This is a genomic window from Collinsella sp. CLA-ER-H9, from assembly GCF_040092295.1.
In the GTDB taxonomy this organism is placed as follows: Bacteria; Actinomycetota; Coriobacteriia; order Coriobacteriales; family Coriobacteriaceae; genus Collinsella.
In genome coordinates this window covers 40947-51463 of sequence record NZ_JBBNLV010000013.1, presented here as the reverse complement: position 1 = coordinate 51463, position 10517 = coordinate 40947, and the positions used below count along the sequence as shown (strand labels likewise).

Below are 10517 nucleotides of genomic sequence, written 5' to 3'. Positions count from 1 at the left end.
CATCTCCACCGTTCCTTCAACTGGGAAAATGCCGCCCCCGGACCCCGGGAGGGGCCGCGGGGGCGTTCGGCTAACTGCGGGAATGGGCTATTTGCTCAATGTGTTCGGCTGAGATTGGAAATCAACCGCAAATACGCTGGTTGACCACAACATCTAGGCCTGATCGGCACCCGTTGTCTCCAAACCGATCAAACGGAACGGGTCTGCCACGCCGCCGATCGACTTTTGGAGCTCGCGCTGGCGCTGAGAATCTTGCATCGCCTGCATCGTCAGCACACGGCGTGCCTCATCGTCGAGCGACCGGTCCTGGCGAAGCTTGGCCTGTGCGGCGCGCATGCGGCGCTTGATGGTGTAGAGCTCAAGGGTATCAAGCATAAACACGATGTTCGTCTCGGTGGGGTGCTTGCTCGTCGACGAAATGCGCCCGGCGCTGACAAGCGACGCTGCCTCGGGACACACCGCGCGCGCCGCATCCATGCACGCCGTGGGGTCGGTGCCCGGCGGCGTCGCGAGCACGGCCCACGCGATGGACTCGTGGCGCGGATCCACCCACTCGATCGAGCAGATGCGGTCGGCATACGTGCGGAACAGGTCGGGGTAGCTCGTGAGCATCGTCAGCAGCTCGCGCTCCCCCGCCAAAGACTTTCGCTCCAGGTCGGTCAGCACGATCGGCATCGTCGGAGCCGCAGACGCGCCCGTTGCATCGGCAACCGGCGCCGCGCCATCCATGCCAACCGGCACATCGATCGGCGGCACATCGTCGACGACCTCGACCGGCGCGGCCCCATAGGCCTCGAGCGGCACATAGTCGTACGGTTCTTCCTCGACCGGTGTGGACACCGGAGGCGTCACCCCCGACGCCCAAGCACCGCGAGACGTCCCTTGCGAACCAGACGCCCGACCGCCCGCGCTGCCTGCACGCTCGGCCTGCGCCCGCTGGCGCTCGTAGTTCTGCTCGCGACGACGCTCGGCGTCCTCGCGCTTGGCAACATCGCGAAACACACGGCCCGAGCTCGAACGCACCGTCTCCAAGTCCAGCCCCAGCAGGTCGGCAATCTGGATAAAGTACGTATCGATCATGTAGCTATCGCGCAGCGGATAGATGAGCGTCAGCGCATCCTCGAGCGCCTTGGCACGGCCGCCCGGCGTGGTAATGTCGCTCGACTCCTGCAGCGAGCGATACACAAAGTCCATGAGGGGCTCGGCGGCATCGATGCGCGCTTGCAGAGCCTCGCCACCATGCGCGGTGATGAACTCCATGGGGTCGTTGCCGTCGGGAAGCACCACGCAGCGCAGGTCCATCAAATCCTGCTCGATAAACTGAATCGCACGGCGCGCGGCCTTTTGACCGGCGGCGTCGCCATCGAACATATATACAATGCGCTTGGCAAAACGGGTGAGCGTCTTTACATGATGTTCCGTCAGCGCCGTACCCAGCGTGGCGACGACGTTTTTGATCCCCGCCTCCCAGCAGGCGATACAGTCGGTATATCCCTCCACCACGATGGCGGTATCCTGCGCGACGATAAACTCCTTGGCCCAGTTAAAGCCATAGAGGTTTCGCTTTTTATGGAACACGCTCGTCTCGGCGGTGTTGAGGTACTTAGGCTGTCCGTCGCCCATAATGCGCCCGCCAAAGGCGATGTTATGACCCTGTTCGTCAAAAATGGGAAACATCACGCGGTCGTAAAAACGGTCGGCAAGCTGCCCGCGCCCACGGCTCACGGCCACGTTGGCATCGATCATTTCCTGCGGGGTAAAGCCTGCCTGCGACAGATGCGACACCAGCGCGTTGCGACCCGGCGCAAAACCCAGGCAGTAGCGGCGGCAGACGTCGCCGCCCATACCGCGGCTGGCGAAATACTCGCGCGGACGGCTGTCCTTACCGCGCATGAGCATGGTGTGGTAGAACTGGGCGGTCTCGGCGCACAGGTCGTAGATGCGGGCACGCTTGGTGCCGCGCTCGCGATAGGCGCCGGTATCGTGCAGCTCAATGCCGGCACGGTCGGCCAGGTAGCGAATCGACTCGGGGAAGCTCAGGTTCTCGCGCTTCATGATGTAGGTGAAGACGTCGCCGCCTTCGCCACAGCCAAAGCAGTGCCACACCTGCGTGGCGGGAATAATGTGAAACGACGGGGTCTTTTCGCCATGGAAGGGGCAGCAGCCCCAAAACTCATGGCCGCGGGGCTTGAGCTCAACCGTTTCCTGCACGATGGCAACCAGATCGGACGCAGCGCGTACCTGGTCTTTTTCCTCATCGCTAATCACGTATGCTCACCCCCTGCTCACCCAAGTTGTGGCGAATATCGTCAATGTTACCCTCGACGGTCGCGATAAGCTCGTCCAGCGAATCGAACACGCGCGACGGGCGCAGCCAACGCGTAAACGCCAGCGACACCGAGGCGCCGTACAGGTCGCCCGCATACCCGATCAAGTTGGCCTCGAGATGCGCCGAGGCGGAATCGTCGGCATACGTCGGCGGCAGGCCCACGTTGACGGCGGCAGGCCACACGGTATCGTCAACCAGAACAAGACCCTCGTAGACACCATCGGCAGGTACCTGAATGCCCTCGGGCACCTGGATGTTTGCCGTGGGAAAACCCATGTCGGAGCCCTGGTGACGACCGCCGGCAACAATACCGCGCAGCATGTACGGGCGGCCGAGCAGCTCGGCGGCAAGCTCAACATGACCCTGGCACAGCTCCTGGCGAATCCGGGTGGCGCAGATTGTCTGTCCATCGACGCACAGTAGCTCGTGGCCATAGACGTCAACGCCGCGCTCGGCACCCCATGCCTGCATCTCGGCAACGCCCGATGCGCCGCCGCGACCCAGCCTAAAGTCGCTACCCACACGAATCGAGCGGATATCGACGACGCGCGAAAGCAACTTAAGAAAGCCTACGTGGTCAAGTGCCGCCACCGCGGGCGTAAAGGGAACGGCCACGACCGCATCGACCCCGGTGAGAGCCAGGGCATGCAGACGGTCGGCCGTCGTCATCAGTTTTTGAGCGGGTGAAGAGCTCACCACCACGTCCGGGTCGGGATCGAAGGTGACCACGAGCGCCTTGCAGCCGTGAGCATGCGCATCGCGAACGACCTCGTCTATCAGTTCGTGATGCCCCCGATGCACGCCATCGAATACGCCGATGGCAATCGACGCGGCGCCCAGGCAAGCGCAATCATCAAATGCATCGGCGGCAACGATGCGAGCCTCATCCGACTCGCCCGCGAAAAAAATACGCGCAAGCTCGTGGGAGGCCAGCATCATCGAACACCGCCGATCGCCTGCGGAAAGACGTGCTCCATAACAAAGCGACCGCCCTCGATACGGGCGAGCGCCTTGAGCCCGCCATCGAGCACCAGCGCAAACGGCGCCTTCGACGCATCGAAGCCCACAAGCGCGCGCTCAATAGAAATACGACGTCCGCACAGCAGATCGTCGGCAAGATCACCCGGCAAGTCGACGCGCGTGGCGCCTAGTGCCGCAATGGGATCCAGGGCAAAGCCGGCAGCGGACTCGGCAGAAAGCTCCTCGACCGCATGGCAAGCACCGATGGAGACAATGCCGGAAGCCGTTCGGCGCAGCGCGGAAATATGTGCCGCGTTGTCGCAGGCACGACCCAAGTCGCGGGCGAGCGCACGGATATAGGTGCCCTTGCTCACCGAAAACGCCACAGTCCAAACGCAAGCGTCGCCCTCGCCGCTCACGGCAATCAGATCGGCGGAGTACACCTCGACCGGACGCGGGGGCAACTCAACGGCATTGCCCTCGCGCGCAGACTTATAGGCGCGCACGCCGTTGACCGAAATGGCCGAAAACGCCGGCGGCACCTGCATCTGCGGGCCCAACATGGCGCACAGGCGCTCGCGGGCATAGGCCGGATCGCGCAGATCGGCGGCAATGGGCACCGTGCGGACGGCCTCGCCTTCCGCATCATCGGTATTGGTCTCGACGCCAAACGAAATGTCGGCGACGTAGCTTTTGGTATCAAGCGTAAGCATGCCCAGCAGACGTGTGGCCTGACCCACGCCCACCACCATGACGCCCGATGCCATGGGGTCGAGCGTTCCGGCATGACCGACGCGCCGCTCATGGAGGGCGCGTCGGCATTGCGAAACCACGTCGTGGGACGTGCAGCCCACCGGCTTATCGACGGCGAGCAGCATATTCAATTGAGAAGGCGTACGACGAGCCATGTACCATCCAAAATGTTAGAGCTCGACGGTCACCGAAGCGGGATCCTCCCCCACCAGCTCGGCCAGCATGGGAAGTGCCACGGCGAGCGTCTCGCGAATCGTTCCGTTGTTGGAAAAGCCGGCGGCGGCATGATGCCCGCCACCGCCAAAGTTGGCAGCGATCTCGGACACATCAAGGTCACCCTTGGAGCGCAGGTTGCCGCGTACCTTGGTATCGCCCTCAATGCCCTTCAGAAACAGGCAGACCTCGACGCCCATAACCGAACGCACCACATCGACCAGGCCGTCGCACTCATCCGAAGTGACGCCGCAGGCCTCGAGGTCGCTCTGGTACGCATAACTATATGCCACGCGACCGTGCGCCACTGTTTTGATGCGGCCCATAACGATGGACTTAAGATGCAAGAACTCTACACGCATGCTCTGGTAGACCTCGAGCGCAACACGCGCGGGATCGGCACCGTGCGCGACCAGGCGCGAGGCGGCATGGAACGCAGCTGCATCGGCGTTTTGGTACTGAAAACGACCGGTATCGGTCACCAGGCCGCACAGCAGGCAGGTGGCGATGCTGTCGCTTGCGGTAATACCGCAATCGGCCAAAAAGCGGTCGATGATCATGGCGCAAGCAGCGGCATTGACACACCTAAGGCTGACCTCGGCAAACTCCTCGCGTGCCGGGTGATGGTCAAAGCACGCCACGTGAGCCGAACGACGCAACACCTCGGCGGAATTATTGAGGCGCTCGACGACCGGCACGTCTACCGAAATGAACAGGTCCGGGTTGCCGGTGTAGGCAGATGCCGGCACCAGCAGATCGGCGCCCTCCATAAAACGGTAGATGCGCGGAACGGGATCGTCGTCTGCCAGCAGCAGGGCGATGTCCTTGTCGGGGAACACCTTCATAAGCGAAAGGCCCAGGCCCAACACGGAGCCCAGGGCATCGCCGTCGGGAGAGGTGTGACCCGAGATCGCAATGGAGGACGCACCCTCGATGAGCTCGAGGATGCGTCGTTTAATATCTGCAGACTCGCACGAGGCGAGATCGGCGGAATTAGTCATCTAAAGCTGCCTCCTGGGCGGCATCCGCTATGGGGTAGCCGTCCTCGTCCTTTTCGATCGCAAGCGTGGCCGGAACGTTTTCCAGCGCACGCGTGATGCGCTCGGCCTCATCGGTCGAGCGATCGATGCGAAAATCGAGCTCGGGCGTGACGCGCCAATCGAGCGAGCGAGCCAACAGGCTGCGAATACGGCCCTTGGCGCTGGCAAGCGCCTCCATGACCTCATCGTAGCGGCTCGCATCGCACGACACGTACACGCGTGCGAACGAACGGTCCACCGCGACCTCGACCGCAGTCAGGGTGACCAGGTCGAGACGCGGATCGGAAACCTCAAAGAGCAGGATATAACCAAGCTTCTCGCGAAGCTGCTCGCCCAAACGGCGGGTTGCCTGCGTTTGCTTCATAGCGCTACCCCCTACTCGGTACGGGCAACCTGGTCGATGCGGTAACCCTCGATCTGATCGCCGGGCTTGATGTCCTGGAAGTTCTCCAGGCCAATGCCGCCCTCGGAACCGCTCTTGAGGCTCTTGGCCTCGTCCTTGTAGTGGCGCATCGAGGCAATCTTGCCGTTGAAGACCACAATGCCGTCACGCACCAGGCGCACGGAATCGGTCGCGGCGATCTCGCCCTCCTCGACGCGGACACCGGCGGCGATGCCGACTTTGGGCACCTTGAAGGTGTCCAGGACGGTCGCAGTACCCGTGGAGACCTCGACCTCGGTGGGCTTGAGCATGCCGATGCGGGCAGCGTCGAGCTCCTCGAGGCACTTATAGATAACGTCGTAGCAACGAATCTCGACGCCCTCGCGCTCGGCTGCGGAGCGGGCCTTGCCGTCGGGACGCACGCCAAAGCCGATGATGATGGCGTTGGAGGCGTCGGCCAGGACGACGTCGGTCTCGTTGATGGCACCGACGGCGGAGTGGATCGTGTTGATGCGGACCTCGGACTGATCCATCTTGTCGAGCGAGTCCTGAAGGGCCTCGATGGAACCCTGGACGTCGGCCTTGATGATCAGGTTGAGCTCCTTGACCTCGGCATCGGCGATGGTCTCGAAGAGGTTCTCGAGCGTGACGTGCTTCACGCGGCTCTGCTCCTCGATACGGGCCTTGAGCGAACGCTCATCCGCCAGGGCGCGAGCCTCGCGCTCATCCTCGAACACGCGGAACTCGTCACCGGCGTTGGGCACGGACTGCAGGCCCAGGATCTCGACGGCGTCGGAGGGGCCGGCCTCGGTGACGGCATTGCCCTTAGGATCGAGCATGGCGCGGACGCGGCCGTAGGTAAGGCCGGCGACCAGCGTATCGCCCACGTGCAGGGTACCGCGTGTCACGAGAACCGTGGCAACCGAACCGCGGCCCTTGTCGAGCTTAGCCTCGAGGACGTTACCGGAGGCAAAGGTGTCGGGGTTGGCCTTGAGCTCGAGCACGTCGGCCTGGAGCAGCACGGTCTCGAGCAGGTCGTCGATACCGATCTTCTGCTTGGCCGAGATGTTGACGAACATGTTCTGTCCGCCCCACTCCTCGGGGATGATGCCGTACTCGGTGAGCTCCTGGCGCACGCGGTCGGGGTTGGCGCCCGGCTTATCGATCTTGTTGACGGCGACGACGATGGGTACGCCGGCGGCCTTGGCGTGATTGATCGACTCGATGGTCTGAGGCATGACGCCGTCGTCGGCAGCCACGATTAGGATGACGATGTCGGTCACCTTGGCGCCGCGGGCACGCATAGCCGTAAAGGTGGCGTGGCCCGGGGTATCGATGAAGGTGATCTTGCGGTCGTTGATCATGACCTGCGAAGCGCCGATGGCCTGAGTGATGCCGCCCGCCTCGCCGGCAGCGACACCGGTGTGGCGGATGGCGTCGAGCAGGCTCGTCTTGCCGTGGTCGACGTGACCCATGACGGTGACGACCGGGGCGCGGGGCTTAAGGTCGGCGGGATCGTCGTAGAACGAGAAGGTGTTCTCCTCCTCGGGGGTGATGATCTTGATCTGACGGCCCAGGTCGTCGGCAACGAGCTCGACGAGGTCGTCGGACATGGACTGCGTCATCGTAAGCGGCGTGCCCAGCAGGAACAGGCGCTTGATGATGTCGTTGGCCGGAACGTCGAGCGCCTCGGCGAGCTCCTGGACGGTAACGCCCTGGGAGACCTTGATGGCGTCGAGCTCCTCGGGGTTCACGCCCTGGGCCAGCGCCTCCTCAATCTTGCGCTCCTCCTGAGCCTTAGCAGCCTCGCGCTCGCGCTTCTCCTTGCGCTTCTTGCGGCGACCGGTGGACTCGCGAGAGGCCTCCTCGACGGCGGCGCGGGCCTCCTCGAGCACCTTCTCGCGGCTGTACTCTTCGGCCTCGCGAGCCATGCGGCTGTAATGGTCCTCATCGTTGCCGTGACCGCCCTTGCGCTTCTTGCCCTTGCCCTGCTTATCGGGGTTGGGGAAGTCCATGCCGGCAGCGACGTTGTTGCTAGCGTTGGTGCGATGGCTGTGCGGACGGCTCTCGGAGGCGTTGCGCTCGGAGTTGCTGTCGGAGGCGTTGCGATCGTTACGACGACCACCGCGACGGTCGTTGTTGCCGCCACGACGGTTGCCGCGCTCGGAGGCGCGCTCGGCCTTGGCCTTCGCCTCGGCGTCCTTCTTCTCCTTGAGCACGGTCTCCTGTGCGGCAATCTGGTCGAGCAGCGAACGGAAGCGCGAACCGGAGTCGGAAGCGGGGACGGCGCGGCGCTGGGCCTCGCGGGCAGCCTCCTCCTTCTCGCGGGCAAGGCGCTCCTGCTCGGCCTTCTTCTTGGCCTCGGCCTCGGCGCGGGCGGCCTCCTCGGCAGCCTGGGCGGCTGCGAACTGGCGGCGCTCCTCCTCGCGTGCCTTCTCGGCGGCGATGCGCTCGCGCTCGGCCTCGGCAGCGCGCGCTGCCTCCTCGGCGGCGGCTGCCTCCTCCTCGGCCTGCTTGGCGGCCTCGACTTCCTTGGCGCGGGCCTCGATCACCGAGGCGAGCTGCTTGCGGACCATGGCGACGTAGGCGTCCTCCAGCGCGGAGGAAGCGGACTTAGCGGGAATCTTCATTTCGGCGAGATGACCCATCAGTTCCTTGGAGGTCATGCCGAACTCTTTGGCCAGGGTGGACACACGGACTTTTGCCATATGACTTCACCTACCCTTTCTGGCACCTTGGGTGCCTAGAGACTGAACGAGCGTGGGAGATGCGCCGGGACCTGCCCGGCGCGACCGCGCGCTAGATCAGGTCCTCCGCATCATCGAAGGCGTCGGTGTCGTGGACACCGCAGAAACGGGAGCCGGGGCGGGCCTGGTTGCGGCACTGAATGCCGTCCTCGGACACGTACTCGCAGCGACGGACGTCGTCGTCCTCGTCACCGATCAGGTCGGCGGCGGGCTCCTCGTGAACGGGGACGTTCTTGAGGATGTCGGCGGCAAGGGTCTCGGACTTGATGTCGATGTGCCAGCCGGTCAGGCGAGCGGCGAGGCGGGCGTTCTGGCCCTCCTTGCCGATTGCGAGCGAAAGCTGGTCGTCGGGCACGATGACGCCGGCGTAGGCCTTCTCCTCGTCGATGAGGACGCGGGTGACCTTGGCGGGCGACAGGGCGTTGGCGACGTAGACGGCCGGATCGGCATCCCACAGGATGACGTCGACGCGCTCGCCGCGGAGCTCGCCCACGACGGCGCGAACGCGGCTGCCCTTGGGGCCGACGCAGGCGCCCACGGGATCCAGGCGGTCGTCGAGCGAGTGGACGGCGACCTTGGAGCGCTGGCCGGGCTCGCGGGCAATCGACTTAATCTGGACGGTGCCCTCATAGATCTCGGGCACCTCCTGCTCAAACAGACGACGCATGAGCTCGGGGTGGGTGCGGGAGATGACGATCGGCGGACGGCTGTGCTCGCCGCGAACCGGCTGCAGGTTGGAGTTGGGATCGCGGACGTCGATGATCACGGCCTTGATGTGCTGGTTGTGCAGATAGCGCTCGCCCATCGGACGCTCGTTGCGCTCGTTCTCGTAACGGCGCTGGTCAAAATGCGGCAGCTCGGCCTCGACGCCATCGCGGATCTTGACGATCGTGAAGTCGGGCGTGGACTGCAGCACGGTACCGCTGATGAGGTCACCGATACGACCGGAGAACTCCTCGTAGATCTGCTCGCGGGCGGAGTTACGCACGATGGCGTTGATCTCGGCCTTGGCGTGCTGAGCGGCGATGCGGCTCGTGTTCTTGGGGGTGACGTCGATCTCCTCGAACTCGGTGAAGTTGCCCTCCTCGTCCATGGAATCGTCGATCGGCTCCAGACGGTAAACGTAGATCTTGCCGGTGGTGCGGTCGATGGTCACCTTGGCGCCCCACTCAAGATGCAAGATCTCGGCATAGCTCTTGGCGAGCGACTGCTCCAGGCGGTCGATCAGGTAGAGCTGGTCGATGTGCCTCTCCTGGCAAAGCTCCATCAGGGCGGACATCATGTCGGATGCTGCCATGTTAGTTTCCTTCCTTCGCGGGCTTGAAGTCGTAGGTGGGCTTCAACTTGCACTTTTTAACATCAGAGAAATCGAGGGTGACGGACTCGCCGTCCTCGAGCTCGAGGGTCACGTTCGTCTCGGTCGCGGCGACAATCTTGCCGGAGTACTTGCGACGGCCCTCGGTGGCGGTGGAGGTGAGCTCGCAGTCCTCGCCCACAAAGCGGGCAAAGTCGCGCGGACGGCGCAGCGGGCGCGCCATACCCGGGCTCGACACCTCGAGCGTGTAGCTCGAAGAAATGGGGTCGAGCTCCTCGATCACGTCGCCGACCCACTTGGTATTGGCCGTGACGTCGTTGAGCGACAGGCTCTGACCCTCGGCACCCTCGATACGCACACGCACGCAGGGGGCCTTGGTGGCGCCCACGAGCTCAACGTCGACAATATCGACATCGTGCTGGGGAGCGACGGCCTCGAGCGCGTCGATGATCGCCTGCTCGGTCTTGGTCTTGACCATTGCGGCACCTCCATCCATACAAAAAAGAAGCGGGGCCGAAACCCCACTTCTTACAATTACAACTTCATTTGCAAGTAAACTATACCAATACCTGCGAAAACGTGCAAGCGCCAAAGAAATTCGCAGGTCAGCGCGCCCACAGCTTCTCCACAAGAATAGGACAATTAGGCGAGGACTCCTGTGCGGCACTCCCCAAAAGCCCCAAAACGGGCCATGCGTCCCAGCACGCCGACCGAATCGGGCCCTATGGGCATTCCATCCCTGGGCGCACATCGGCCAGACTAGAGCTGAGAGGCTTTC

8 protein-coding genes are annotated in these 10517 nt (G+C 63.7%); all 8 read right to left on the bottom strand.

Annotated features, from left to right (window positions below):
- Positions 1–153 precede the first annotated feature (153 nt).
- The 8 genes from dnaG to rimP all read right to left on the bottom strand — a co-directional run bounded on the left by dnaG (position 154) and on the right by rimP (position 10217).
- Entirely contained in the window at positions 154–2268 is a 2115-nt protein-coding gene (gene dnaG / locus AAAX73_RS07800) for a DNA primase (protein ID WP_349125566.1), read from the bottom strand.
- Positions 2261–3268 carry a riboflavin biosynthesis protein RibF gene (ribF, locus tag AAAX73_RS07795; protein ID WP_349125565.1) on the bottom strand — a complete coding sequence of 336 codons (1008 nt, stop codon included), beginning with the start codon at positions 3266–3268 and terminating at the stop codon, positions 2261–2263. Before ribF ends, dnaG begins: the two co-directional genes overlap by 8 nt.
- Entirely contained in the window at positions 3265–4197 is a 933-nt protein-coding gene (gene truB / locus AAAX73_RS07790) for a tRNA pseudouridine(55) synthase TruB (RefSeq protein WP_349125564.1), read from the bottom strand. The genes ribF and truB overlap by 4 nt, the downstream gene beginning before the upstream one ends.
- Before the next feature lie 15 nt (positions 4198–4212).
- The gene (locus AAAX73_RS07785) at positions 4213–5256 is read right to left on the bottom strand and encodes a DHH family phosphoesterase (RefSeq protein WP_349125563.1); all 1044 of its coding nucleotides are present in this window, start codon (positions 5254–5256) and stop codon (positions 4213–4215) included.
- Entirely contained in the window at positions 5249–5659 is a 411-nt protein-coding gene (rbfA, locus tag AAAX73_RS07780; RefSeq protein ID WP_006234038.1) for a 30S ribosome-binding factor RbfA, read from the bottom strand. The genes AAAX73_RS07785 and rbfA overlap by 8 nt, the downstream gene beginning before the upstream one ends.
- Positions 5660–5670: 11 nt before the next feature.
- Positions 5671–8385, bottom strand: coding sequence for a translation initiation factor IF-2 (gene infB / locus AAAX73_RS07775; protein WP_349125562.1), 2715 nt, complete (start codon positions 8383–8385; stop codon positions 5671–5673).
- Between the two features lie 91 nt (positions 8386–8476).
- Positions 8477–9721 (bottom strand): transcription termination factor NusA, encoded by a 1245-nt coding sequence (nusA, locus tag AAAX73_RS07770; RefSeq protein ID WP_055251151.1) that lies wholly within the window; start codon positions 9719–9721, stop codon positions 8477–8479.
- Between the two features lies 1 nt (position 9722).
- Entirely contained in the window at positions 9723–10217 is a 495-nt protein-coding gene (rimP, locus tag AAAX73_RS07765; RefSeq protein WP_055251153.1) for a ribosome maturation factor RimP, read from the bottom strand.
- Between the last annotated feature and the right edge of the window lie 300 nt (positions 10218–10517).

Coding starts and splice junctions, on each gene's coding strand:
- ribF (WP_349125565.1), bottom strand. CDS start 3,268: ATGATGCTGGCCTCCCACGAGCTTGCGCGTATTTTTTTCGCGGGCGAG.
- truB (WP_349125564.1), bottom strand. CDS start 4,197: ATGGCTCGTCGTACGCCTTCTCAATTGAATATGCTGCTCGCCGTCGAT.
- AAAX73_RS07785 (WP_349125563.1), bottom strand. CDS start 5,256: ATGACTAATTCCGCCGATCTCGCCTCGTGCGAGTCTGCAGATATTAAA.
- rbfA (WP_006234038.1), bottom strand. CDS start 5,659: ATGAAGCAAACGCAGGCAACCCGCCGTTTGGGCGAGCAGCTTCGCGAG.
- infB (WP_349125562.1), bottom strand. CDS start 8,385: ATGGCAAAAGTCCGTGTGTCCACCCTGGCCAAAGAGTTCGGCATGACC.
- nusA (WP_055251151.1), bottom strand. CDS start 9,721: ATGGCAGCATCCGACATGATGTCCGCCCTGATGGAGCTTTGCCAGGAG.
- rimP (WP_055251153.1), bottom strand. CDS start 10,217: ATGGTCAAGACCAAGACCGAGCAGGCGATCATCGACGCGCTCGAGGCC.